Raw genomic sequence first — 23564 nt, 5'->3', positions numbered from 1 at the left:
GGAGTTGCCGAGGTGCGGCTCCGGTCAGATCAGGTCGCGGCGGCGGAACACCGTGAACGCGGCGGCCACCAGCGCGCCGGTGAGCCCGAGCAGCACCACCAGGCCCGACGTCCAGGTGAGCGTGTAGGAGCCGTCGCAGTAGCCGGAGATCCCGGGGCCGCAGGCGTTGTTGTCCCAGAGCCGCACCTCACCGGACAGCCAGGCCGCCAGATAGCTGGACAGCATGTACCGGTCCGGCCGGCCGACCTCCAGGATCTGGAACACCAGCCGCGCCCCCAGCTCCCACACCACCACGTACGCGGCCACGGTGCCGAGCGCCGCCGACGTGTGCCGGCCCAGCGTGGCGACGGCGAACCCGAGCGCCGCGGCGAGCAGCACCAGCATCAGCCCGCGTACCCAGATCGCTGCGAGCGACGGCCAGAAGTCGCCGCCGGTCCGCCCGACCAGTCCGGACGCCTGGCCGATCAACCAGAAGGACCCCAGGTACGCCGCCGACGCCAGCACCGACAGGCCGAGCAGCCCGCCCAGCAGCGTGCCGAGCTTCGTGGCGAGCACCGTCGGCCGCCGGGGCCGCCACAGCAGCAGGTTGACCACCCCGCCCGAGTTCAGGTCCGCCCCGATGTAGGAGGCGCCGACCAGGAACCCGAACAGCGTCAGGAACGCGATCAGGAAGTAGAGCAGCGGCTCGGCCTCCTTGGCGAAGACGAACACACCGCTGAGGTAGTCGGCCGTGGTCGGCAACTCCTCGATCTGGGCCGGGTCGATCTGGGCGCAGTCGCGCGGCAGGTAGTCGTTCTCGCCCGGCGGGATCGTGCCCTCGCGGATCCGCAGGCAGCGGTCGTACGTCATCTCCATCTGGCGCACGCTCTCCGCCGCCTGCGCCTGCGCCCGGCTCAGCTCCGCCGGGCCGGGCCGGTGCGAACCGGCGAGCGTGGTCACCACGGTCACCGCGAAGGCGGCAGCCAGCAGCACCACCATGAGCTGCACGAAGCGCCGGGCGGCCAGCCGCTCCAGTTCGGCACGGACCAGGTTCACGCGTCCACCTCCCGGATCTCCCGGACGTCGAGGTCGATCACTCCGTCGCTCGGCGGCGCGCCGTCGACCTGCCGCGGCACCGCCACGTGCTCGTTGCCGCCGGTCAGCTCCAGGAAGACGCTCTCCAGGTCCGGCCGCAGCGGGACCAGCTCGCGTACCCACATGCCCTGCTCGCCGAGCGTCCGGCTGATCGTCTCCGGATCCTGCACACCGGTCACCACCAGGTGGTCCGGCGCGACCGCCACCGACAGGCCGGCGCGGCCCAGCACCTGCCCGGCCTGCTCCGGATCGGCCACCCGGACCCGCCACTGGTGCTGGTCGAAGCCGGCCAGCACCTCCTCCACCGGCCCGTACGCGACCCGCCGCCCCCGGCTCACGATCGTCACGTGGTCGCAGATCAACTGGATCTCGGCGAGGATGTGGCTGGACAGCAGCACCGTCACCCCGGCCTCGGCCAGCGACCGGGTCAGGTCGCGCATCTCCCGGATGCCGGCCGGGTCCAGCCCGTTCGCCGGTTCGTCCAGGATCAGCAGCTCCGGGTTCTTCAGCAGGGCCGACGCGACCGCCAGCCGCTGCTTCATGCCCAGCGAGTAGCCCTTGACCCGCTCGTCGCCCCGGTCGCGCAGCCCGACCTGCTCCAGCACCTCGTCCACCCGGGTGGTCGGCACACCCCCGGCCAGGGCCAGCAGCCGCAGCGTCCGGTGCGCGGTGAAGTTGGCGAAGAACTGCGGGCTCTCCACGATCGCGCCGACCCGGCCGGCCACGTCCGGCAGGTGCTCGGGGGACTCGGCACCCAGCACGCGCATCCGCCCGGCGTCCGGCCGGACCAGCCCCAGCAGCGCGCGCAGCGTGGTGGTCTTCCCGGACCCGTTCGGCCCCAGGAAGCCGTGCACCTGGCCCGCCTCGACCAGCATGTCGAAGCCGTCGACGGCGACCCGGCGCCCCTGGCGCAGCGTGTGGAACGTCTTGCGGAGGCCGGCGATCTCGATGACCGCGCTCATCCGCGCGCCTCCCGGCAGCGGTCGGGCATGGGTGTCCTTCCGGAAGCGGTGACCAACGACACGGCGCCCCACCCTATGGCGGCGGCGCCGCCCGTGGGGGGCGCCGGGCCGGGTGCGTGATTGGATGGAGCGGTGACTGGTGACCTGATCCCCGGCGCCCCGGGCGCCCTCGCCCCCTCGACCGTGGACGCGGATCTGGTGGTCAGCCTCGACGGGGTCGGCGTCAAGCGTTCCGGCACGGCGCTGGTGCACGACGTCGACTGGCGGGTCGAGCTGGACGAACGGTGGGTGGTGCTCGGGCCGAACGGCGCGGGCAAGACCACGCTGCTCAACCTGGCCGCCGGCCGGCTGCACCCGACCAGCGGCGTCGCGCACGTGCTCGGCGAGCGTATCGGCCGTACCGACGTCAACGAGCTGCGTACCCGCATCGGCCTGTCCACAGCGACGCTCGCCGAGCGGATCCCCGCCGAGGAGCGCGTCGTCGACGTGGTGGTGACCGCCGCCTGGTCGGTGGTCGGCCGCTGGCGGGAGAGCTACGACCGCACCGACGAGGTCCGCGCCGCCGCGCTGCTGCGCCAGCTCGGCGTCGGCCACCTCACCGACCGCACGTACGGCACGCTGTCCGAGGGCGAGCGCAAGCGGGTCCAGATCGCCCGCGCCCTGATGACCGACCCGGAGCTGCTGCTGCTCGACGAGCCCGCCGCCGGGCTCGACCTGGGTGGGCGCGAGGACCTGGTGGCCCGGCTGGCCGAGCTGGCGTACGACCCGGACGCGCCCGCGATGGTGCTGGTCACGCACCACGTGGAGGAGATCCCGCCGGGCTTCACCCACGCGCTGCTGCTGCGCGAGGGTGCCGTGGTGGCGCAGGGCCTGCTCGCCGACGTGCTCACCGCCGACAACCTGTCGAAGACGTTCGGCCTTCCGCTGGTGGTCACGCGGTCCGGCGACCGCTGGGCCGCCCGCGCCGCCTGAGCGACGGGACGACACAGTGCCGCAGACCCGGATCGCCGTCGTCGGCAGTGCCAACATGGACCTGGTCGGCATCGGTGCCGCGCTGCCCCGGCCCGGCGAGACCGTGCTGGGCGACGACTTCGTCATGCTGCCCGGCGGCAAGGGCGCCAACCAGGCGGTCGCCGCGGTACGCGCCGGCGCGTCCTGTGTCTTCCTGGGGGCGATCGGCTCGGACTCGTTCGGCGTGACGCTGCGGGCCCGCATGACGGCGGCCGGCGTGGACACCGGCCACCTGCGGGTGGTCTACGGCCCGTCCGGCGTCGCGCTGGTGATGGTCGGCGGCGCGGGGGAGAACGCCATCCTGGTCACCCCCGGGGCGAACGCCGCGTTCACGTCGCTGACCGCCGGCGAGCTTTCCGCCGTACGCGATGCGGACGTGCTGGTCGCGCAGCTGGAGGTGCCGGTCGAGACGGTGGCCGAGGCGGCGCTGGCGGCCCGGTCCGCGGGCACCCGGGTGGTGCTCAACGCCGCGCCGGCCCGGTCGGTGCCGCCCGAACTGCTGGCGGCCACCGACCTGCTCGTGGTGAACGAGCCGGAGGCGCAGGCGCTGACCGGTCGCGGCCGGGACGAGCCGGCGGCGCTGCTCGACCTGGTGCCCCGGGCGGTGCTCACGCTCGGCGGCGACGGCGCCTGGTACGTCGACCGGGACCGCCCGCCGACGCACGTGCCGGCCGTGCCGGTGGACGTGGTCGACTCGACCGCCGCCGGGGACGCGTTCACCGCCGCGCTCGCGGTGGCCTGGGGCGAGGGGCGGGACCTGGCCGACGCGGTGCGCTGGGCGGCGGCCGCCGGTGCGGCGTGCGTGCGCAAGCTCGGCGCCTCGGTGGCTCTGCCGCACCGCGCGGAGATCGACGAGCTGTTCCCCGGCGGTTAAGAAGGGGCCCTTCCTCTACCGGAGGCGTTAAGAAGGGGCCCTTCCTTACACCTCGTCGGTGAGGCGCTCGCCGCGGCGGCGCAGCATGCCGAGCCCGGGGATGCCGGCGACCGCGAGCTTGAGATCGCGTGTGACGTCCAGCAGGTCGTGCAGGTCCGGGCCGACCCGGTCCAGCGTGGCCAGGATCGGCAGCACGTCCGAGGTGAGATGGTCCTTGAGCTTCGGCAACTCGTCCACCAGCCGGATCGCGGCGGTCACCTCCTCCGGGCTGAGCTGCTCCACGAAACGGGCTGCCATCGGCGCGGCCCGACGCAGCGTCGCCTCGTACGCGGTCAGCAGCTCGGTCGCGACGCCCGTCGCCTTCTCGGCGGTCGCCAGCGTGCCCGCCGCCCGCGCGGTCACCGTCTCCGCCTCGGTCACCACGCCGGCCGCCGTCCGGGCCACCCGGTCGGCCTGGCCGACCACCGTGGCCGCCGCCTCGGAGACCCGCTGCGCCTCGCCGACCACCACCGTCGCCGCGGCGGCCACCTCGGTCGCCGTGTCGATCGCCGCGGTGGCGGCGGTGCTGATCACCGCCACCTCGCGGACCGCCGTCTCGGCGTCGGTGAGCACCCGGTCGGTGCGGTCGAGCGTGCCCTCGATCCGGTCCACCACCCCGTCGATCCGCCGGACCAGCGCCTCCACCTGATCGAGGACGGCGAAGGCGCGAGCGGGTACCGAGGCCACCGTGGCGGCCGAGCCGAGCGCCTGGTCCAGGGCGGTACGGGTGAGGCCGAGCACGGCGCCGGGCCGGGGAAGAGGGATCGCCATGACATCCAGTGTGCGGCGTCGCTGCCAGTGCCGCCCGACGGCAGCCGGGCGGCGAAGGTCACGCCGGGCCGCCGACGCGGCGTAGGGTGCCGGCATGCCCACCCCCGGCCCGGCGTCGCGGCGACTGCTCGCCTGCGGCGTGGTCGCGCTGCTCGCCGTCGTCCTGGGCGCCCTGCTCCTGGTCCGTGCCGACGCCGGTCTGAGCACCCGGCGGGCGACCGTGGCGGGAGTCCCGCTGACCGAGGTCCGGGCGGACGGCGCGAGCGGCGACCTGCGGCCCGGGGTGGTGATCGCGCACGGCTTCGCCGGGTCGGCCCGGCTGATGCGGCCGCTCGCCGACTCGGTGGCCCGCCGGGGCGGGATCGCGGTGCTGCTCGACTTCGCCGGCCACGGCGCCAGCCACGCCCGGCTACCCGGTGCGGGCCGGGACGAGGAACGCAGCCGGGCGCTGCTGCGGCACGACCTGGACGTGGCGGTCGCCTGGCTGCGCGGGCGTCCCGGCGTCGACCCGGACCGGATCGTCCTGGTCGGGCACTCGATGGGCGCCGGCGCGGTCACCCGGTACGCGGTCGCGCATCCGGAGATCGACCGGACCGTGGCGATCTCGCTGCCCGACGGCGGTGACGTGCCGGCCGGCTGGCCCGGGAGGCTGACGCTCGTGGTGGGCGGGCTGGAGTTCGCCGGCTTCCGCCAGGCGGTCGACGAGGCGACGCGGGACGCGCCACCGGGCACCCGCACGCGGGTGGTGGCACCGGGCACCGAGCACGTGTCGGTGCTGTTCGCGCCGCGTACCCACGCCGCGGTGCTCGACGCGCTCCCGGACCGTACCGGCGGGCCGCCGCCGGCCCCGCTGACCCGGCCGGGCGGCGCCGGGCTGCTGCTGGCAGGGCTCGCGCTGGGCTTCGTGCCGCTGGCGGCGCTGCTACCGCGCCGGGCGGGGGCGGGCACCGGCGGTCCGCGTACGGGTGCGGGCCGGTGGCTCGCCGCGACGGTGGCGGCGGCCGGGCTGGGCGCCGCGCTCGCCGCACTGCTGCCGACCGCCCGGCTGCCGCTCGCCGTGGGCGGGTACGTGGCAGTGTTCCTGCTGTTCACCGGCGTGCTGCTGGCCGCCGCGGCACGCTTCGCGCAACCCCGCCGGCCACCGGTGACCGAGGGCGGCGTCCGGTCCGCTGCCGTCGCCGTCGTGCTCCTCGGGTACGCCGCGCTCGCCGTCGCGCTGCCGCTGCACCTCGGCCTCACCTCGACCGTGCCGGTCGGGGCCCGGTGGTGGCTGCTGCCCCTGGTGACGTTCTGCTGCCTGGTCTTCCTGCTCGGCGCCGAACGGCTCGCGGACGGCCACGGCATCCGTTACGCGGCCACCGGCGGGATCGCCGTGCTGGTGCTCGCCGTCGCCGCGGTGCTCGGCCTGGCACCCGGGTTCGTGCTGCTGGTGGTGCCGCTGTTCGCGGCGCTGGTGGCCTGGCAGGCGGCCTGGGCCGTGGTGTTGCGCCGCCGGGCCGCGCCGTGGTGGCTGGCGTCGTCGGTCGGGGCGGTGGTGCTCGCCTGGCCGATCGCGACCACGCTGCCGCTGGCCTGACCGTCGCCGGGCGGCTCAGCGGCGGTCGGTCTGCTGCTCCACGGCGCGTTGCACGGCCCGGTAGATCTGCCCGAACCGCAGCGCGTCGGGCGTGCGGACCAGCATCGTCTCCCGGCCGTGGTGCTGCACCCACAGCTCGTGCACCCGGTTGCCGCGCTCGTAGGAGCGGTCCAGCCACCCGAGCGGCACCTCCAGGAACGGGGTGAGCGCCAGCCCCGCCACCACGAACGCGGCCAGGATGATCAGGGCCAGTTTCCACTCGCCGCGGTCCTGCGCGGACCAGGCCAGCGAGAGCACGCAGACCACAGCGACGAGGGGTGGCAGCGACAGCAGCAGGACCAGCACCCCGCGGCCCAGCACCCGTCCCCGGACGGCGAGTGTGGTGGCGCCGCGCGCGTGCCAGACGTACGTGACGTCGGCGAGCGCGACGACCTGCCCGCCCGCGTGGATCGCCTCCGAGGTGACCTGTACGGCGTCGTCCCGGTAATAGAGGACCATGAATCAGCCTAACCGCGTGTGTCGACACCGGACGGTCGAGCGTCGGTAGGATGACGGCATGACGGACCGGAACGGGGCCGGAACCGGCGGTGACGAGCAGGCGCGCAACGTCGAGGTGGTCAGGCGCTACCTGCGCACCTTCGTCACGAAGGACCTGGCCGAACTGGCCGAGGTGGTCGACGAGGACGTGGAGATCTACGGCTCCGGCACCGCGGTGCGCGGCAGGCGCTACCCCGAGGCCGCCGTCTCCTCACCCGGCCTGACGGTGATCGACCAAGAGGTTCGGGAGATCTTCGCGGCCGGGGACCGGGTGGTGGTGTCGCTGGCGCAGACGTACCGGCGGGACGCGACCGGTGCGACCACCGTGCAGAGCGCCTGCAAGATGTACCGCCTGGCCGGCGGCCGGATCGTGCAGTTCTGGGGCGAGCAGGACACCTACGGCCTGTTGCGCGGGCTCGGCCTGCTGCCGGACGAGCCGATCACGTTCTGACCCGTCGCGGCAGGACCGGTCGCGGGACGACCGGGTGCGGTACGGCCCGGCCCGGGGCGACCCGGTGCGGACGGCAGGCTCTCCATGGCGCGCTGCACCGCCCGGTAGACCTGCCCGAAGCGCATCGCGTCGCGGGTGTGCAGCAGCCGCACCGGGCGGCCCCGCCATTCGGCCCACATCTCCATCTCCCGGCTGCCCCGGGCGTACGAGCGGTCCAGGTGTTCGAAGAGGAAGTCCGCGAGCGGGCCGACGGCAAGGCCGACCAGCACCGAGACGCCGACGATGGCGACGGTGACCGCCGCCGAGCGCTGCAGCCACACGGCCAGCGCGATGCCCAGCACGGCGGCCACCAGCGGCCCGGCGAGCGCGGCCCCGGTCGCGCCGCGCCCGGCGAGCACCCGCCAGGAGCGGTCGCCCCGCCGGTGCCACACGGTGGTCAGTTCGGCCAGCGGGTAGCTGCGCCCGTCCACCCGTACCGCTGTGGAGGTGACCTGGACGGAGTGGTCGTCGTAGTAGGTGATCATGGCCTCACTCCCGGTGGCGGGGCTGCGGCGACTCCGGCGGCGACCTGGGGAGTCGCCGACACCACACTGTCTACCCCAACGAGGCGAGTCGTAAGGTTGGCACGCGACTTCGACGAGGAAGTGAGGGCAGCGTGGGCGAGTTCGTCAGGCTGGAAGTGAAGGACGGCATCGGCACCATCCGGCTGGAGCGGCCGCCGATGAACGCGCTCAACACCCAGGTGCAGGAGGAGTTGCGCGCCGCCGCGTCGGCGGCCACCGGCGACGCCGAGGTCCGCGCCGTGATCGTGTACGGCGGCGAGAAGGTCTTCGCGGCCGGTGCGGACATCAAGGAGATGGCCGACATGTCCTACGTGGACATGGCGGAGCGCGCTGCCGACCTGTCCAGCGCGCTCGGCGCGATCGCCCGCATCCCCAAGCCGGTCGTCGCCGCGATCACCGGGTACGCGCTCGGCGGCGGCTGCGAGCTGGCGCTGGCCTGCGACTGGCGGATCGTCGCCGAGGACGCCAAGCTCGGCCAGCCGGAGATCAAGCTGGGCATCATCCCGGGCGCCGGCGGCACCCAGCGGCTGGCCCGCCTGGTCGGCCCGGCCCGCGCCAAGGACCTGATCATGACCGGGCGGATGGTCGACGCCGCCGAGGCGCTGCGGATCGGCCTGGCCGACCGGGTGGTCCCGGCCGCCGAGGTCTACGACGCCGCGGTGGCGTACGTGAAGCCGTTCCTGACCGGGCCGGTGCAGGCGCTGCGCGCGGCGAAGGCGGCTGTCGACGGCGGTCTGGACATGGACCTCACGTCGGGCCTGGCCTGGGAGAGCCAGCTCTTCGCGGCGCTGTTCGCCACCGACGACCGGCGCGAGGGCATGGCCGCGTTCGTGGAGAAGCGCAAGCCGGGCTTCACCGGTCGCTGACGCGAGAGCTGTTCACATCCGCGATACCGGCCAGTAGCGTGACCCCGGTCGGTCGACGAAGGGGAATGGCATGACGGAGCGGATCGAGGGCCACGGGGGCGATCTGGCACTCGCGGCACTACGCGCGCACGGCGTACGGGAGATGTTCACGCTGTCCGGCGGGCACGTCTTCCCGCTCTACGACGCCGCGCACAGGGCGGGTTTCCCCCTCTACGACGTGCGGCACGAGCAGTCCGCGGTGTTCGCCGCCGAGGCGGTCGCCAAGCTCCAGCGCCGCCCCGGCCTGGCCGTGCTCACCGCCGGCCCCGGCGTCACCAACGGGGTCTCCGGCCTGACCAGCGCGTTCTTCAACGCCTCACCGGTGCTGGTGCTCGGTGGGCGGGCGCCGCAGTTCCGCTGGGGCTCGGGCAGCCTCCAGGAGATGGACCACCTGCCGCTCGTCGCGCCGGTGACCAAGCACGCCGAGACGGTGTTCAGCGCCGACGACATCCCGCGCGCGGTGTCGGCGGCGCTGACCACCGCGCTCACCCCGCACCGCGGCCCGGTGTTCCTGGACTTCCCGCTGGAGGCGGTCTTCTCGGTCGGTGACGCCGACCTGCCGGCGGTCACGCCGCCGGCGCCGATCGAGCCGGACCCGGACGAGGTGGCGAAGGCGGCCCGCCTGATCGCCGGCGCGTCGCGGCCGGTCGTCATCGCCGGCTCCGACGTGTACGCGGGCGACGCCGTCGAGGCGCTGCGCGCCGCCGCCGAGTCGCTTCGGGTGCCGGTGTTCACCAACGGGATGGGCCGGGGCGCGCTGCCGCCGGAGCACCCGCTCGCCTTCGCCAAGGCCCGCCGGGTCGCGCTCAAGGGCGCCGACGTGGTCGTGGTGATCGGCACCCCGCTGGACTTCCGGCTCTCCTTCGGCGACTTCGGCGACGCCCAGGTGGTGCACGTCGTGGACGCGCCCAGCCAGCGGGCCGGGCACGTGCAGCCGGCCGCCGCGCCGGCCGGTGACCTGCGGCTGATCCTCGGCGCGTTCGCCGACCACGCCGGTGACCGGGCCGACCACGCCGACTGGATCGCCGAGCTGCGGACCGCCGAGGACGCGGCGAAGGCCCGCGACGCGGAGGAGATGGCCGCCGAGACCGACCCGATCCGCCCGGCCCGGATCTACGGCGAGCTGCGCAGGGCGCTCGCCCCGGACGCCATCACCATCGGCGACGGCGGCGACTTCGTGTCGTACGCCGGCCGCTATCTGGAGCCGGCCCAGCCCGGCACCTGGCTCGACCCCGGCCCGTACGGGTGCCTCGGCACCGGCATGGGCTACGCGATGGGCGCCCGGGTCAGCCACCCGGACCGGCAGATCTGCGTGCTGATGGGCGACGGCGCGGCCGGCTTCTCGCTGATGGACGTGGAGTCGCTGGTCCGGCAGAAGCTGCCGGTGGTGATCGTGGTCGGCAACAACGGCATCTGGGGGCTGGAGAAGCACCCGATGCGGGCGATGTACGGCTACGACGTGGCCGCCGACCTCCAGCCCGGCCTGCGCTACGACAAGGTGGTCGAGGCGCTCGGCGGCGCGGGCGAGACGGTGGAGAAGGCCGCCGACCTCGGGCCCGCGCTGGGGCGCGCGTTCGACTCGGGCGTGCCGTACCTGGTGAACGTGCTGACCGACCCCGCGGACGCGTACCCCCGTTCGTCGAACCTGGCCTGACCACGGCGCGTGCGGGCCGTCCACCGGGTGACCGGCGGGCGGCCCGCTGCGCGTGTCAGACCTCGGGGCGGTCCCTGTCGTCCGGGCGGCCGCGCAGTTCCTCCTCGCGGCGGCGCAGGTCCTCCTCCCACAGCCGCAGCCGTTCCTGGTCCTCGCGGCGGGACCGCTCGTCCAGCGAGGCGAGGAACTCCGGGTCGTCGTCCGGTGCGAGCGGGCGGCGGGCCGGGGCGGCGGGACGGGCCGTGCCGGTGACGCCGGCGGTCCCGGCCGGGCGCTCGCGGCCCACGAGGAACCAGGCGATCGAGCCGACCAGCGGGAAGAAGAGAATGATCAGCACCCAGATCATCCGGGGCAGCGCCTTGACCTTCTCCTCGTCGGCGGAGAGACAGCTGATCAGCGCGCACACGGCGAGGACGATCTGGACCAGGAAGAGCAGCACGTAGAGGCGGGCCATGCCTCATGATGGCTCACCGCCGCTCGTCAGCGCACCCCGCCGAGCACGTGCGCCACGCCGAGCACCGCAAGTCCGGCCGCACCGAGCGCGGTCAGCGGCACCGACCATCTGTCGAACCGGCGCGGTCCGGTGCCGGTGGCCCGGTGCCACGTCACCACGAGCACGGCGAGCCAGACCACCACCGCGAGCCCGGCCGGCGCCGCGTCCGCGGCCCGGCCGCCGAACGCCGACCGGAGCTGGAGCAGCAGCACCGCGGTGAGCGTGAGCAGCGTCCGCCGCCACGCCAGCCGGGTGCGCTCGGGTTGCAGGCCGGGGTCACGGGTCACCGCGCGCCGCCCACCAGCACGGCGGCCACCAGCAGCAGCGCGCCGACCGCGACGACGAGTGCGAGGACGGCCGGGAAGCGGGACGCGGGCAACTCCTCGTTCAGCCGCATGGCGCGTTCGGTGCGCGCCCAGTGGTCGACCGCCCGGATCGAGACGGTGGCGCCGAGCAGCAGCAGCGCGACCGCGAGCGTCTCGCGCAGGTGGGCCAGGCGCAGCGGCGGCAGGAACTGCGCGGCGGCCAGCCCGCCCGCCACCAGCGCGAGACCTGTTCGCAGCCAGGCCAGGAACGTCCGTTCGTTCGCCAGCGAGAAGCGGTAGTCCGGCGGGGTGCCGACCGAACGCAGCTCACGCGGGTCGAACCAGCTCTTGATCGACTCCCACACGCTGCCGATTATCCGCTTTGCCCCGCGCCTAGCCTGGGGGGATGACCGATCTTGACGCGCGCGAGCTGCGCGACGCCTACGACAGCCAGATCCGACCGGAGCTGCCGGACCCGCTGCCGGCCGGGGTGACGGTCGAGCGCGACGGCCCGCTGTTCCGCGTGCTCGGGCTCGACCACCGAGGCTTCCTGACGTACCGGACGCTCGACGGTCTGGCCGGCGCCGAGCTGGACGCGCTCATCGCCCGGCAGGTCGAGGTCTTCTGGGACCGGGGCGAGCCGGTCGAGTGGAAGCTCGCCGGTCACGACGAGCCGGCCGACCTGGCCGACCGGCTGCGCGCCGCCGGATTCGTCCCGGAGGACCAGGAGACGGTCGTGGTCGGCCCGGTCGCGCCGCTCGCCGCCGCCGTCCCGGTGCTCCCCGAGGGGGTACGCCTGCGCGAGGTCACCAGCCGGGCGGACCTGGAGCGGATCGCCGCGATGGAGGAGGAGGTCTGGCACTCCGACCGCAGCCACCTGGTGTACGGACTGGTCCGGGAGATCGAGGCCGATCCGCAGTCGATCACGATCGTGGTGGCGGAGGCGGGCGAGACCGTGATCAGTGCCGGCTGGATCCGTTACCAGCGGGGCACCGGCTTCGCCAGCCTCTGGGGCGGCTCGACGCTGCCGCAGTGGCGCAGGAAGGGCGTCTACCGGGCGCTCGTGGCCCACCGGGCGCGGCTGGCGCAGCAGCGCGGCAAGACGCTGCTCCAGGTGGACTGCTCGCCGGACAGCCGCCCCATCCTGGAGCGGCTCGGGCTCGTTGCGGTCACCACCTCCACGCCGTACGTCTACACTCCGTGATCATGGAACGGTTGACGGCGGACGAGCGGCTCACCCTGAAGACCGGTGCGTTCGGTGCCGTCTTCCTGGTCTCCAACGCCGTACCCGGGGTGCTGGCCATGGTGCGGGAGAGCTTCGCCGCCTCCGGCGCGCTCGCCGAGGTGGGGGGCGTGGTCAAGGAGGCGCTGACCACCGGGCCGCTGCCGCAGCTCCCCCGGGACTCGGTCCTGGAGGTCGAGTCGGTGGTGCTGCCCGCGCTGGGCCGGTCGGTGGAGATCCTGCGCGCCAAGTCGCCGGGCGACGTCGAGACGTACCGGTCGGTGGTGCTGGCCGCTGCGGAGCGGGTGGCCCAGGCGCACCGGGGGATCGAGCCGGCCGAGGCGGCGGCGATCGAGAAGATCCGGCAGGCGCTGGCTGAGCCGGCGTGACGGTGGTGAGTTGCGTCACTCCGGGCCGCCGGGGTGGCCATGCTACTTGCGGGTAACATTGCTCCGTGGGGAAGTGCACAGCAGCCCGCGGTTGACCCACGTTGCGTCACGCGGGAGGCTGCGCCCGTGACCGGGCGAGTGATCGCTACACCAAACAGGAGGGTCGTCGAAGCGCGATGAACATCGTCGTACTCGTCAAGCAGGTGCCCGATTCGGGCGCGGACCGCAACCTGCGTTCTGACGACAACACCGTCGACCGCGGTTCGGCGAACAACGTCATCAACGAGATGGACGAGTACGCCATCGAAGAGGCGTTGAAGATCAAGGAGGCGCACGGCGGCGAGGTCACCATCCTGACCATGGGTCCGGACCGGGCGACCGAGTCGATCCGCAAGGCGCTCTCCATGGGCCCGGACAAGGCCGTCCACGTGGTGGACGACGCCCTGCACGGCTCCTGCGCGGTGGCCACCTCGAAGGTGCTCGCCGCCGCCCTCGGGCAGCTCAACGCCGACCTGGTCATCTGCGGCGCCGAGTCGACCGACGGCCGGGTCCAGGTCATGCCGCACATGATCGCCGAGCGGCTGGGCGTGGCCGCCCTGACCGGCGCGCGCAAGCTCACCGTCGACGGGTCGAACCTGACCGTCGAGCGGCAGACCGAGGAGGGCTACGAGGTGGTCACCGCCTCGACCCCGGCCGTGGTCTCCGTCTGGGACACCATCAACGAGCCGCGCTACCCGTCCTTCAAGGGCATCATGGCGGCCAAGAAGAAGCCGGTGCAGACGCTCTCCCTGGGCGACCTGGGCGTGGCCCCGGCCGAGGTGGGCTTCGACGGCGCCACCAGCGCCGTGGTGGAGCACTCCAAGCGCCCGCCGCGCTCCGGCGGCGAGAAGATCACCGACGAGGGCGAGGGCGGCGTGAAGCTGGTCGAGTTCCTCGCCACCGAGAAGTTCGTGTGAGAGGTCACTGACATGTCTGAGGTTCTCGTCGTCGTCGAAGCCACGAAGGAATTCGGCGTCAAGAAGGTCACCCTGGAGATGCTCACCCTCGCCCGCGAGCTGGGCACCCCGAGCGCCGTCGTCCTCGGTGGCGCCGGCGCGGCCGAGGCGCTGAGCGCCAAGCTCGGCGAGTACGGCGCGGAGAAGATCTACGCCGCCGAGGGCGAGGAGATCGACGGCTACCTGGTGGCCCCCAAGGCCACGGTGGTCGCCGAGCTGGTCAAGCGCGTCCAGCCGGCCGCCGTGCTGCTCGCCTCGTCGCAGGAGGGCAAGGAGATCGCCGCCCGCCTGGCGGTCAAGCTGGACAACGGCATCCTGACCGACGTGGTCGGCCTGGCCGCCGACGGCACCGCCACCCAGGTCGCGTTCGCCGGCTCCACCATCGTCAAGTCCAAGGTCACCAAGGGCCTGCCGCTGGTCACCGTCCGGCCGAACTCGCTCAACCCGGCCCCGGCCGCTGCCACCCCGGCGGTCGAGCAGCTCACCGTGTCGGTCACCGACGCGGACAAGCTGGCCAAGGTCGTCGAGCGGGTCGCCGAGCAGAAGGGCTCCCGCCCCGAGCTGACCGAGGCGTCGGTCGTCGTCTCCGGCGGTCGCGGTGTCGGCAACGCCGACAACTTCAAGCTGGTCGAGGAGATGGCCGACCTGCTCGGCGGCGCGGTCGGCGCGTCCCGCGCGGCAGTCGACTCCGGCTACTACCCGCACCAGTTCCAGGTGGGCCAGACCGGCAAGACCGTCTCCCCGCAGCTCTACGTCGCGCTGGGCATCTCCGGTGCGATCCAGCACCGGGCCGGCATGCAGACCTCGAAGACCATCGTCGCGGTGAACAAGGACGCCGAGGCGCCGATCTTCGAGCTGGCCGACTACGGCGTGGTCGGCGACCTGTTCAAGGTCGTCCCGCAGGCCGCCGAGGAGATCCGCAAGCGCAAGTGAGCGTCGCGTGAAAGAAGGCCGCCGCCCGGTGCACCGGGCGGCGGCCTTTCTCGTAGGGAGCTGATCGGCGGGCCGGGGAGCTGAGCCGGCCCGCCGATCAGCCCGTCAGGGTGCCCCTCAGCAGGCTGTCGCCGGAGTGGCCGGGCTTGTTGTCGTACTGCTCCGCGCTGACGTCGACCACGGTGTAGGTACGCAGGTCGACGTTCGGGGGGATCGGCAGGAGCGCGTCCCCTGATCCGTTGCTCAGCGTACCCACGGAGAACATATCCATCGTGTTCGGATCGATCAGCCAGACCTCGTAGTACCCCGGAACGGTCGGGAGATTCGCCACGTGCAGATGCAATCGGTGGTCGCCGAGCACCCGGGCGTCGCCGGAGGCGTCCTTCGGCGTCGAACCGAACGCGGCGAGCGGCGCGCTGGCCAGCACCGGCGGCCGGGGATCGGTCTCCTCGCCGCCGCCGAGCACCGCGGCGGTTCCGGCCACGCCGATCACCGCGGCGGCTGTGGCGGTGACCGCCGTGGTCGCCCAACCCGGCCAGCGCCGGCTCCGCCGCGGACGACGTGCCACGACGGGTACGGCGGCCGGCTCCACCGGGTCGGCCGGGCGCGGCAGGCGCCTGTCGGTCAGCGCCGGCAGCTGCTCGGCGGCCCGGACCTCGGCCATGATGCCCTGCCAGATGTGCTCCGGCGGGTCGGGCAGCTCGGCCAGGCCCTGGGTGCCCGCGCCGAGCCCGGCGACGTGCTGGAGCGTCTCCACCTCGCCCCGGCAGTGGTCGCAGGTGTCCAGATGGGTGGCCTCGCCGTCAGCCGCCTCGCTCTCACCGAGCGCCAGAAAGACCAGCCGGTCGTGGTCCAGGTGCTGCACCGTCCACCTCCCATCTGCGTTTCAGGCTCTGCATGCCGCGTCTGATGTGACTCTTGACGGTGCCGAGCGGCACTCCGGTCACCGCCGCGATCTGCTGGTGTGTCAGGTCGTCGTAGAACGCCAGCTCCAGCATCCGGCGCTGCTCGTCGGGGAGCCGGGCCAGTTCGTCGGCGACCACCAGGCGGTCGACCACGGTGTCCGGGTCGGGGCCGGTGGAGACCGGCTCCGGCAGTTGCTTCACCGTCTCGACCACCCGGGTCTCCCGGGCCGAGGCCCGGATCCGGTCGACCACCTTGCGCCGCCCGATTCCGAGCAGCCAGCCGACCAGTGAGCCTTTCGCCGGGTCGAACGTCTCCCGGCCGAGCCAGGCGGCGACGAACGTCGCCTGGGTCACGTCCTCGGCGTCGCTGCGGTTCACGAGCGTCGTGGTGGCCAGGTGCAGCACCGCTCGCCCGTACCTGTCGTACGCCTCTCGCAGGGCCGCCTCGTCGCCGTCGCGGAACCGGGTGGCGAGGTCGTCCTCGCCCGGCGGTTCGGGGCCCTGCCTCGCCGCCGTCACCGGGCGGCTCGCCTTCCGTGGGGCATGCCCGACTGTAACTCCCACAGCCTTCGCCCCACTCTCCCGGTGTGTCGGTCACGACCCTCGTCACCTCTCCTTCGTCGCCGGAGGGTCCGGCGGATGCGCCCGGAGACGGGAAAAAGAAATCGGATCCGGGCGCATCCGGGGGCGACGGAGCCGGCGTAACCCGTTCTGCAAGCCAGGCCTGACGAATCAGCACCAACCACCAGGAGGCAGACAATGCAGTACGCGATGTTCCGTCGGGTCGCCGCGGGCGGCGCAGTGGCCGCCCTCACCTTCGCCGGCGTCGGCGCCGCCACCATGAGCCCGGCCTACGCCGCCTCGTCGAAGGTCTCCGTGGTCCACGGCATCCCGGACACCCCGGTCGACGTGTACGTCAACGGCGAGAAGACGCTGAACAACTTCAAGCCCGGCGACGTCGCCGGCCCGCTCACCCTGCCCGAGGGGGAGTACGACATCGCCCTGACCAAGCCGGGTGAGGCGATCGACAAGGCGATCCTGAAGGTGGACGACGCCGCGGTGCCGGGCGGGGCGAACATCAGCCTCGCCGCCCACCTGAGCGCCGCCGGCGAGCCGCAGATCACCCCGTTCGTCAACGACGTGTCCAAGGTGGGCGCCGGCAAGGCCCGGCTGATCGTCCGGCACACCGCCGCCGCCCCGGCCGTCGACGTGCGGGCCGGCGGCAAGCCGGTCTTCGAGGGCCTGACCAACCCGAAGGAGGCGAAGGCGGACGTGGCCGCCGGCTCGGTCGAGGCGGACGTGGTGCTCGCCGGCACCGACACCGTCGCCATCGGCCCGGCCGACCTGAACCTGAAGGAGGGCACCGCCACCATCGTCTACGCGATCGGCTCGGCCGAGGCGAAGAACCTGAGCGTGGTCGCCCAGACCATCAACGGCCTGCACTCGGCGCCGGGCGGCGTGCCCAGCGGCACCGGCGGCCAGGCCGGCACCGGCGTGGACACCTGGTGGTACGTGCTGGCCGGGGCCGGCGTGCTGCTCCTGGTCGGCGGCGGGGCGCGGGTGGCGGCAACCGCCCGGGCCGGTCGCCGGTGACGGTGCGCAACCGCGGGGCGCTGGCGGCGATGGCCGCCGGCGCCGCCGCGCTCACCCTGGCGGGTGTGGTGGCGTGCGGGTCCGAGCCCGCCGAGGACGTCGGCGGCGACGAGGTGACCGCCCTGGCCGGCGCCACACCCACACCCACACCGGCGGCGACGGCGACCGGCGGCGGCTCGGTACCGGTGAACCCGGGGACGCTGCCGGCCGACAGCGAGATCGTGCCGCCGGTGAAGCTGAGCATCCCGCCGATCCGGGTCACCGCCACCGTCAATCCGGTGGGCGTCAACGAGCGCACCGACGAGTTCGAGGTGCCGCCCAGCGTGGACCAGGTCGGCTGGTACCGCTACGGCCCGGGCCTGGAGGCCGGCGCCGGCTCGGTGGTGATCGCCGGGCACGTGGACAGCGCCGAGCAGGGCAAGGGTGCGTTCTTCCGGCTGCGGGAGCTGGGCCAGGGGGACGAGCTCACCGCCACCGGCTCGGACGGCCGCGAGCGCTCCTACCGGGTGGTGGCCCGGGAGGAGTACCGGAAGTCGAAGATCCCGCTGGAGCGGTACTTCGCGCGCGACGGTGAACCCCGCCTCACGCTGATCACCTGCGGCGGGCCGTTCGACGCGAAGACCCGCAGCTACCGGGACAACATCGTGATCACTGCCGTTCCCGCGTGATCACGGCCGTTCCCGCGCGAGCGCGCGAGAGCGGGCCGGACCGCCCCGGGTGGGACGGGGCGGTCCGGCCCCCGGTGCCTGGTACGCAGGCCGTTAGGCTGAACCGTGATGGCATACCTTGATCACGCGGCGACGACCCCGATGCTGGACGAGGCACTCGAGGCGTACGTCGCTGCCGCCCGCGAGGTCGGCAACGCCTCGTCGCTGCACGCGGCGGGCCGCCGGGCCCGGCGGCGGGTGGAGGAGTCCCGCGAGCGGGTGGCCGCCGCGCTCGGCGCCCGCCCCTCCGAGGTGATCTTCACCGGCGGCGGCACGGAGAGCGACAACCTCGCCGTGAAGGGCGTCTTCTGGGCTCGTCGCGCCGCCCGGGCCGACCGGGTCCGGGTGGTCTCCAGCGCGGTCGAGCACCACGCCGTCCTCGACGCGGTGGACTGGCTGGTCGAGCACGAGGGCGCGCAGGCCGGCTGGCTGCCGGTCGACGCGGCCGGACGGCTCGATCCGGAGCGACTGCGCGCCGAGCTGGCCGAGCACGGCGAGCGTGTCGCGGTGGTCACCGCCATGTGGGCCAACAACGAGGTGGGCACCGTCCAGCCGGTGGCCGAGCTGGCCGCCGTCGCCGCCGAACACGGGGTGCCGTTCCACACCGACGCCATCCAGGCGGTCGGGCAGGTCCCCGTCGACTTCGCCGCCAGCGGCGTGTCGGCGCTCACCGTTACCGGGCACAAGCTCGGCGGCCCGGCCGGTGTGGGCGCGCTGCTGCTGGCCCGCGACGTGGCGGCCACCCCGCTGCTGCACGGCGGCGGCCAGGAGCGCGACGTACGCTCCGGGACGCTGGACACCGCCGGCATCGTCGCGTTCGCGGTCGCCGTCGAGGCCGCGGTCAAGGGCCAGCAGGAGTACGCCGCCCGCGTCGCCGCGCTCCGCGACGAACTGGTCGAGCGGGTCCGGCAGGCCGTCCCCGAGGTGATCTTCAACGGCGACCCGGCCGACCGGCTCCCGGGCAACGCGCACTTCTCCTTCCCCGGCTGCGAGGGAGACGCGCTGCTGCTGCTCCTGGACGCCCAGGGCATCGCCTGCTCGACCGGGTCGGCCTGCTCCGCCGGGGTGGCCCAGCCCTCGCACGTGCTGCTGGCGATGGGCGCCGACGACGACCGGGCCCGGTCCTCGCTGCGCTTCACGCTCGGCCACACGAGCACCGGCGCGGACGTGGACGCGCTGATCGCCGCGCTGCCCGCAGCGGTGGAGCGGGCCCGCCGCGCGGCCGCCCTCCGTACTCCCCGCTGACCCGGATACCCTCGGTGAGGACGAGGGGAGTGGGCCGGTGAGGGTTCTGGCGGCGATGTCGGGCGGGGTGGACTCCGCCGTCGCGGCGGCACGGGCGGTGGAGGCCGGGCACGACGTGACGGGCGTGCACCTGGCCCTGGCCCGTAACCCGCAGACGTACCGCACCGGCGCCCGGGGCTGCTGCACGCTGGAGGACTCCCGGGACGCCCGGCGCGCCGCCGACGTGCTCGGCATCCCGTTCTACGTGTGGGACATGGCCGACCGGTTCCACGACGACGTGGTGGACGACTTCGTGGCCGAGTACGCCGCGGGGCGTACCCCGAATCCCTGCCTGCGCTGCAACGAGAAGATCAAGTTCGCGGCGGTGCTGGACCGGGCCGTGGCCCTGGGCTTCGACGCGGTGGTGACCGGCCACCACGCCCGGCTCGGCGCGGACGGCCTGCTGCGGCGCAGCGTGGACGCGGCCAAGGACCAGTCGTACGTGCTGGCGGTGCTGACCCGCGCGCAGCTCGACCGGTCGATCTTCCCGCTCGGCGACTCGACGAAGGCCGAGGTGCGCGCGGAGGCCGCCCGGCGCGGCCTCGCCGTGGCCGACAAGCCGGACTCGCACGACATCTGCTTCATCGCCGACGGCGACACCCGCGGCTTCCTCGCCGAGCGGCTCGGCGAGGCGCCGGGCCAGGTGGTGGACGCGCTCACCGGCGCGGTGGTGGGCAGCCACAGCGGCGCCTACCAGTACACCGTCGGACAGCGGCGCGGCCTGCACCTGGACCGGCCGGCGCCGGACGGCCGGCCCCGCTACGTGCTGTCCATCACCCCGACCACGAACACGGTGACGGTCGGCCCGGCCGAGGCGCTGGAGGTCTCCGACGTACGCGCCACCCGCCCGGTGTGGACCGGCGGGCCGCGCCCGGACGGGCCGGTCGAGTGCGAGGTGCAGCTCCGGGCGCACGGCGACGTGGTGCCGGCCGCCGTCGAGGTCGACGCCGACGGCCTGCGCGCGTCGCTGCGCCGCCCGGTCCGGGGCGTGGCAGCCGGCCAGGCGATAGTGGCCTACCGGCCGGACCCGGCCGGTGACGTGGTCCTCGGCTCCGCCACCATCACCGCCGCCTGACCGGCGACGGGCAGCGGATAGGCTGCGGCCGTGACTGAGCAGGCGTGGCCCTGGCCCACCGGCGCGGCGACCGGCATCGGGTCGCTGCCCGGCACCGACATCGCCGAGGCGCAGCGGATCGTGCTCGGCGAGCTGCCCGCACTGCCGCACCTGCCCGAGCTGCCCGCCCGGGGGCCGGGCGCGGACATCGTCGGCCGCACCGCCGGCCTGCTCGTCGAACTGCCGGTCGAGCTGTACGCGGCCCGCTGGCGGATCGCCCCGCGCCCCGGCCGGGACCTGCGCCGTGCCCGCGACCTGATGGAACGCGACCTCGACCAGCTCGCCGAGCAGGCCGAGGAGTACGCCGGACCGGTCAAGGTCCAGGCCGCCGGCCCGTTCACCCTCGCCGCCGCGCTGGAGCTGCCGATCGGCGGCCGGATGCTGCGCGACCCGGGCGCGGTACGCGACCTCGCCGGCTCGCTCGGCGAAGGGCTGCGCGGGCACGTCGAGGCGGTGACCCGGCGGCTGCCCCGTGCCTCGGTGCTGCTCCAGCTCGACGAGCCGTCCCTGCCGGCGGTGCTGGCCGGCCGGGTGCCCACCGAGAGCGGATTCGGCACCCACCGTCCGGTGGAGACCGAGGTGGCGCGGGCGCTGCTGCACGACGTGATCGAGGCGGCCGGTGTTCCGGCGCTCGTGCACTGCTGCGCGCCGGACGCGCCGCTGGAGCTGATCCGGTCCGCCGGTGCGGTGGGCGTCGCGCTCGACCTGTCGCTCGTCACCGACCTCGACCCGCTCGGCGAGGCGATCGACGCCGGGCTCGGGCTGCTGGCCGGCGCCGCGCCGACGCTGCCGCCGCCGTCCGGCCGGGCGCCGACGTCGGCCGAGGTCGCCGACCGGGTCCGGCGGATCTGGGACCAGCTCGGCTTCCCCCGCCGCCGGCTGGCCGAGCAGGTGGTGGTCACCCCCGCGTGCGGCCTGGCCGGCGCCACCCCGGGGTACGCCCGCGCGGTGCTCACCGCCTGCCGCGACGCGGGCCGGCGGCTCGCCGAGGACTGACGTTTTTCCGTCGTACCCGCCGGGCACGATGACCGGCATGATTGGACGACTGCGTTCCACAGTGATCGACTGCCCCGATCCGCGCGCGCTCGCCGCCTTCTACTCCGAGCTGCTCGGCCTGCCCGTGGTGGAGGAGAACTCCGACGGCGACGAGTGGGTGGTGCTCGGCGGCCCACCCGGGCACCAGCCGCGGGTGGCCTTGCAGCGGGCGCCGGGCCTGCGCACCCCCGACTGGCCCGACCCGGCCCGGCCGCAGCAGTTCCACCTCGACGTGAGCGTCGACGACATCGAGGCGGCCGAGAAGGCGGTGCTGGCGCTCGGCGCACGGCGGCTCCCCGGTGAGGGGGAGGGCTTCCGGGTCTACGCCGACCCGGTCGGCCACCCGTTCTGCCTCTGCTGGGACTGATCTTCCGCCACTTGCGCGGCGGGGGCATGATCGCCACCGTGACCGCCTCCACCGCCACCGGCCGCGCCGCCGGTTCGCTGTTCGGCCTGGCCTACGGCGATGCCCTGGGCAAGCCGACCGAGTTCCTCACCGTCACCGAGATCGTCCGGCGCTACGGTCCGGGCGGTCCGCGCGAGCTGACCGGCGACCCGGCCCTGGTCACCGACGACACGCAGATGGCGCTCGCAGTGGCGTGGGCGCTGCACGACGCGCCCGCGTACACGGCCGAGGTGGTGGAGCCGCTGCTGCGGCAGCGCTTCGTCGACTGGTCGGTGAGCCCGGAGAACAACCGCGCCCCGGGCATGACCTGCCTGCGGGCCTGCGCCGAGCTGGCCCGGGGCTCCCGCTGGCAGGAGGCCACAGTCGCCGGCTCCAAGGGCTGCGGCGCGAACATGCGCGTCACCCCGGTCGGGCTGCTCGATGTCGACCTGGACACGATGGCCGGGCTGGCCCAGCTCCAGGCCGGTCTGACCCACGGTCACCCGACCGGGCTGGCGGCGAGCGAGCTGACCGCGTACGCGGTCCGGCTGCTGCGCGACGGCGCGGCGCTGCCGGAGCTGCCCGGCCTGCTTACCGAGCGGGCCCGGGAGCAGCGCACCGTCTACCGGGAAGACTGGCTCGGTGACCTGTGGCAGCGGCCCGGCGAGAGCAGCGCGGCCGAGTTCGTCGCCCGGGGCTGGGACGACTGCCTGCGCGTGCTCGGCCGGCTGGAGGCGGCGCTGGCCCGCCCGGACGACGGCGGCGACCCGTGCCGGTTCACCGGTGAGGGGTGGATCGCCGAGGAGGCGCTGGCCACCGCGCTGCTCTGCGCGCTGCGCCACACCGACGACCCGGTCGGCGCGCTGGCCCGGGGCGCCACCACCGCCGGTGACTCGGACTCCATCGCCGCGCTGGCCGGCGCGTTCGTCGGGGCCGCGTACGGCACGGCCGCCTGGCCGGCCGGGTGGGCGGGGCGGATCGAGTACGCCGGCCAGCTCACCGCGCTCGCCGACGCGTTCGACGGGGAGGCGCCCGGCGCCGGCTCACCCCGTGACGGCCGGGGCCCGGCGGCGTGACCCCGCCTTCCGGGTGAGGCCGGGGCGAGGCGGCTCGCTCAGCCGGTGAGGTGGCTCAGCCGGCGGACGCCCCGCCACAGGTCCGGGTCGCAGGTGCCGGCCCGGTCGGCGAACGCGTCCAGCGGCACCGGGATCGGCTCGCTGACGTCGAGGTAGCTGTCGTGGTCGGCGTCCGGATCCCAGTCCCGGGTCGGGATCGGCAGGTGGTCGTCCCGGTCCGACTTGTCCTGGCTGGTGATCTTCAGGACCTCGGCGTCCCGGCCGTCGACGCGCAGCACCAGACAGGGACGCACCTTCGAACCGGTCCCGTCGGCGTAGGGCACGTCGGCCCACCAGATATCCCCGGGCCGGGGCTCGTCCCGGCTCGTCCGTCCGGCGCCCCGCGGCCTCGGCGGCGTCGCGGTGCGGCCACCCCGTGGCCCGGTGCCGGCCCGGTCACCGCGGCGTCCACCGCCGGTCCGCTCCGTGCCGCGGCGTTCGCCGTCCGGTCCGCGGGTGCGGCTGCCACGCCCGGTGCCCGGCCGCCGTCCGTCGGCCCGGTCGCGCTTCCCGTCGGCCCGGTCGCGCGTCCCGGCGCGTTCGGCCGCCCGGCGGCGCCAGTCGTTCCACAGCCAGCCGGCTGCGACGCAGGCCGCGATCACCAGCGCCCAGATCACCCCGTCGCGCATCCGTCGTCCGCCTTCCGACCGTTGTGGCCCACTACCGCCGACC

The 23564-nt window shown here is 74.5% G+C and carries 28 protein-coding genes; 17 read left to right on the top strand and 11 right to left on the bottom strand.

The window, feature by feature from the left end:
- Positions 1-24: 24 nt before the first annotated feature.
- Together BFV98_RS13130 and BFV98_RS13125 are read right to left on the bottom strand one after the other, a co-directional pair.
- Entirely contained in the window at positions 25-1035 is a 1011-nt protein-coding gene (locus tag BFV98_RS13130) for an ABC transporter permease subunit (RefSeq protein ID WP_013474284.1), read from the bottom strand.
- Positions 1032-2036 carry an ABC transporter ATP-binding protein gene (locus BFV98_RS13125; protein ID WP_071096470.1) on the bottom strand — a complete coding sequence of 335 codons (1005 nt, stop codon included), beginning with the start codon at positions 2034-2036 and terminating at the stop codon, positions 1032-1034. The genes BFV98_RS13130 and BFV98_RS13125 overlap by 4 nt, the downstream gene beginning before the upstream one ends.
- Before the next feature lie 132 nt (positions 2037-2168).
- Between BFV98_RS13125 and BFV98_RS13120 the strand changes: the two genes are divergently transcribed.
- A complete protein-coding gene (locus tag BFV98_RS13120) occupies positions 2169-3008 on the top strand; it encodes an ABC transporter ATP-binding protein (RefSeq protein ID WP_013474286.1) in 840 nt (279 codons plus the stop codon).
- Positions 3009-3024: 16 nt separating this feature from the next.
- Positions 3025-3921 (top strand): ribokinase, encoded by an 897-nt coding sequence (locus BFV98_RS13115; RefSeq protein WP_071096468.1) that lies wholly within the window; start codon positions 3025-3027, stop codon positions 3919-3921.
- Positions 3922-3966: 45 nt separating this feature from the next.
- On the opposite strand, the gene BFV98_RS13110 is transcribed toward BFV98_RS13115, so the two are convergent.
- Positions 3967-4731, bottom strand: a complete 765-nt coding sequence (locus tag BFV98_RS13110; RefSeq protein WP_013284442.1) for a hypothetical protein — start codon at positions 4729-4731, stop codon at positions 3967-3969.
- A 94-nt stretch (positions 4732-4825) separates the two neighbouring features.
- Between BFV98_RS13110 and BFV98_RS13105 the strand changes: the two genes are divergently transcribed.
- A complete protein-coding gene (locus tag BFV98_RS13105) occupies positions 4826-6307 on the top strand; it encodes an alpha/beta fold hydrolase (RefSeq protein ID WP_071096466.1) in 1482 nt (493 codons plus the stop codon).
- 15 nt (positions 6308-6322) lie between these two features.
- On the opposite strand, the gene BFV98_RS13100 is transcribed toward BFV98_RS13105, so the two are convergent.
- Positions 6323-6805 carry a DUF6232 family protein gene (locus tag BFV98_RS13100; RefSeq protein ID WP_071096464.1) on the bottom strand — a complete coding sequence of 161 codons (483 nt, stop codon included), beginning with the start codon at positions 6803-6805 and terminating at the stop codon, positions 6323-6325.
- A 58-nt stretch (positions 6806-6863) separates the two neighbouring features.
- On the opposite strand from BFV98_RS13100, the gene BFV98_RS13095 reads away from it, so the two are divergent.
- Entirely contained in the window at positions 6864-7295 is a 432-nt protein-coding gene (locus BFV98_RS13095) for a nuclear transport factor 2 family protein (protein WP_071096462.1), read from the top strand.
- Here the strand turns inward: BFV98_RS13095 and BFV98_RS13090 are convergent.
- Positions 7241-7819, bottom strand: coding sequence for a DUF6232 family protein (locus BFV98_RS13090; protein WP_071096460.1), 579 nt, complete (start codon positions 7817-7819; stop codon positions 7241-7243). The genes BFV98_RS13095 and BFV98_RS13090 overlap by 55 nt on opposite strands.
- Before the next feature lie 131 nt (positions 7820-7950).
- Here BFV98_RS13090 and BFV98_RS13085 point away from each other — a divergent pair, with 131 nt between their 5' ends.
- Entirely contained in the window at positions 7951-8724 is a 774-nt protein-coding gene (locus BFV98_RS13085) for an enoyl-CoA hydratase/isomerase family protein (RefSeq protein WP_013284447.1), read from the top strand.
- 70 nt (positions 8725-8794) lie between these two features.
- Positions 8795-10417 (top strand): acetolactate synthase, encoded by a 1623-nt coding sequence (locus tag BFV98_RS13080; RefSeq protein ID WP_013474291.1) that lies wholly within the window; start codon positions 8795-8797, stop codon positions 10415-10417.
- Between the two features lie 55 nt (positions 10418-10472).
- Here the strand turns inward: BFV98_RS13080 and BFV98_RS13075 are convergent, their stop codons facing one another.
- Genes BFV98_RS13075 through BFV98_RS13065 form a run of 3 tightly spaced genes read right to left on the bottom strand, consistent with a single transcriptional unit; the run spans position 10473 to position 11580 of the window.
- Entirely contained in the window at positions 10473-10871 is a 399-nt protein-coding gene (locus tag BFV98_RS13075; RefSeq protein WP_013284449.1) for a PLD nuclease N-terminal domain-containing protein, read from the bottom strand.
- 26 nt (positions 10872-10897) lie between these two features.
- The gene (locus tag BFV98_RS13070) at positions 10898-11197 is read right to left on the bottom strand and encodes a DUF202 domain-containing protein (protein ID WP_071096458.1); all 300 of its coding nucleotides are present in this window, start codon (positions 11195-11197) and stop codon (positions 10898-10900) included.
- Positions 11194-11580 (bottom strand): YidH family protein, encoded by a 387-nt coding sequence (locus tag BFV98_RS13065; RefSeq protein ID WP_013284451.1) that lies wholly within the window; start codon positions 11578-11580, stop codon positions 11194-11196. The genes BFV98_RS13070 and BFV98_RS13065 overlap by 4 nt, the downstream gene beginning before the upstream one ends.
- Positions 11581-11621: 41 nt before the next feature.
- On the opposite strand from BFV98_RS13065, the gene BFV98_RS13060 reads away from it, so the two are divergent.
- The 4 genes from BFV98_RS13060 to BFV98_RS13045 all read left to right on the top strand — a co-directional run bounded on the left by BFV98_RS13060 (position 11622) and on the right by BFV98_RS13045 (position 14754).
- On the top strand, positions 11622-12419 hold the full coding sequence (locus BFV98_RS13060; RefSeq protein WP_071096457.1) for a GNAT family N-acetyltransferase: 798 nt from the start codon (positions 11622-11624) through the stop codon (positions 12417-12419).
- A gap of 2 nt (positions 12420-12421) precedes the next feature.
- Positions 12422-12826 (top strand): hypothetical protein, encoded by a 405-nt coding sequence (locus BFV98_RS13055; RefSeq protein WP_013284453.1) that lies wholly within the window; start codon positions 12422-12424, stop codon positions 12824-12826.
- 176 nt (positions 12827-13002) lie between these two features.
- A complete protein-coding gene (locus BFV98_RS13050; RefSeq protein WP_013284454.1) occupies positions 13003-13782 on the top strand; it encodes an electron transfer flavoprotein subunit beta/FixA family protein in 780 nt (259 codons plus the stop codon).
- Between the two features lie 12 nt (positions 13783-13794).
- Positions 13795-14754 (top strand): electron transfer flavoprotein subunit alpha/FixB family protein, encoded by a 960-nt coding sequence (locus BFV98_RS13045; protein ID WP_013474293.1) that lies wholly within the window; start codon positions 13795-13797, stop codon positions 14752-14754.
- A gap of 97 nt (positions 14755-14851) precedes the next feature.
- Here BFV98_RS13045 and BFV98_RS13040 read toward each other — a convergent pair whose 3' ends face one another.
- Both BFV98_RS13040 and BFV98_RS13035 read right to left on the bottom strand, forming a co-directional pair.
- Positions 14852-15619 carry an anti-sigma factor domain-containing protein gene (locus BFV98_RS13040; protein WP_013474294.1) on the bottom strand — a complete coding sequence of 256 codons (768 nt, stop codon included), beginning with the start codon at positions 15617-15619 and terminating at the stop codon, positions 14852-14854.
- Positions 15573-16178: an RNA polymerase sigma factor gene (locus BFV98_RS13035; protein WP_013284457.1), complete on the bottom strand. Its 606-nt coding sequence runs from the start codon at positions 16176-16178 to the stop codon at positions 15573-15575. The genes BFV98_RS13040 and BFV98_RS13035 overlap by 47 nt, the downstream gene beginning before the upstream one ends.
- Before the next feature lie 240 nt (positions 16179-16418).
- On the opposite strand from BFV98_RS13035, the gene BFV98_RS13030 reads away from it, so the two are divergent.
- The 7 genes from BFV98_RS13030 to BFV98_RS13000 all read left to right on the top strand — a co-directional run bounded on the left by BFV98_RS13030 (position 16419) and on the right by BFV98_RS13000 (position 22853).
- Positions 16419-17252: a DUF4397 domain-containing protein gene (locus tag BFV98_RS13030; protein ID WP_013474295.1), complete on the top strand. Its 834-nt coding sequence runs from the start codon at positions 16419-16421 to the stop codon at positions 17250-17252.
- Entirely contained in the window at positions 17249-17920 is a 672-nt protein-coding gene (locus BFV98_RS13025) for a class F sortase (RefSeq protein ID WP_071096455.1), read from the top strand. Before BFV98_RS13030 ends, BFV98_RS13025 begins: the two co-directional genes overlap by 4 nt.
- 108 nt (positions 17921-18028) lie before the next feature.
- Positions 18029-19204 carry a cysteine desulfurase family protein gene (locus BFV98_RS13020; protein ID WP_071096453.1) on the top strand — a complete coding sequence of 392 codons (1176 nt, stop codon included), beginning with the start codon at positions 18029-18031 and terminating at the stop codon, positions 19202-19204.
- 37 nt (positions 19205-19241) lie between these two features.
- Positions 19242-20318, top strand: coding sequence for a tRNA 2-thiouridine(34) synthase MnmA (mnmA, locus tag BFV98_RS13015; RefSeq protein ID WP_013284461.1), 1077 nt, complete (start codon positions 19242-19244; stop codon positions 20316-20318).
- A gap of 30 nt (positions 20319-20348) precedes the next feature.
- Positions 20349-21353, top strand: a complete 1005-nt coding sequence (locus BFV98_RS13010) for a methionine synthase (protein ID WP_071096452.1) — start codon at positions 20349-20351, stop codon at positions 21351-21353.
- Between the two features lie 37 nt (positions 21354-21390).
- Entirely contained in the window at positions 21391-21759 is a 369-nt protein-coding gene (locus BFV98_RS13005; protein WP_030270144.1) for a VOC family protein, read from the top strand.
- Between the two features lie 26 nt (positions 21760-21785).
- On the top strand, positions 21786-22853 hold the full coding sequence (locus tag BFV98_RS13000; protein WP_071096450.1) for an ADP-ribosylglycohydrolase family protein: 1068 nt from the start codon (positions 21786-21788) through the stop codon (positions 22851-22853).
- A gap of 38 nt (positions 22854-22891) precedes the next feature.
- Here BFV98_RS13000 and BFV98_RS12995 read toward each other — a convergent pair whose 3' ends face one another.
- Complete coding sequence (locus tag BFV98_RS12995) at positions 22892-23521, bottom strand: type II toxin-antitoxin system PemK/MazF family toxin (RefSeq protein ID WP_071096448.1); 630 nt, start codon at positions 23519-23521, stop codon at positions 22892-22894.
- Positions 23522-23564 lie beyond the last annotated feature (43 nt).

It is taken from the genome of Micromonospora sp. WMMB235 (genome assembly GCF_001855515.1).
GTDB lineage: Bacteria > Actinomycetota > Actinomycetes > Mycobacteriales > Micromonosporaceae > Micromonospora > Micromonospora aurantiaca.
Note: the sequence above shows the minus strand (reverse complement) of the source record. Positions and strands in the feature narration are given on the sequence as shown.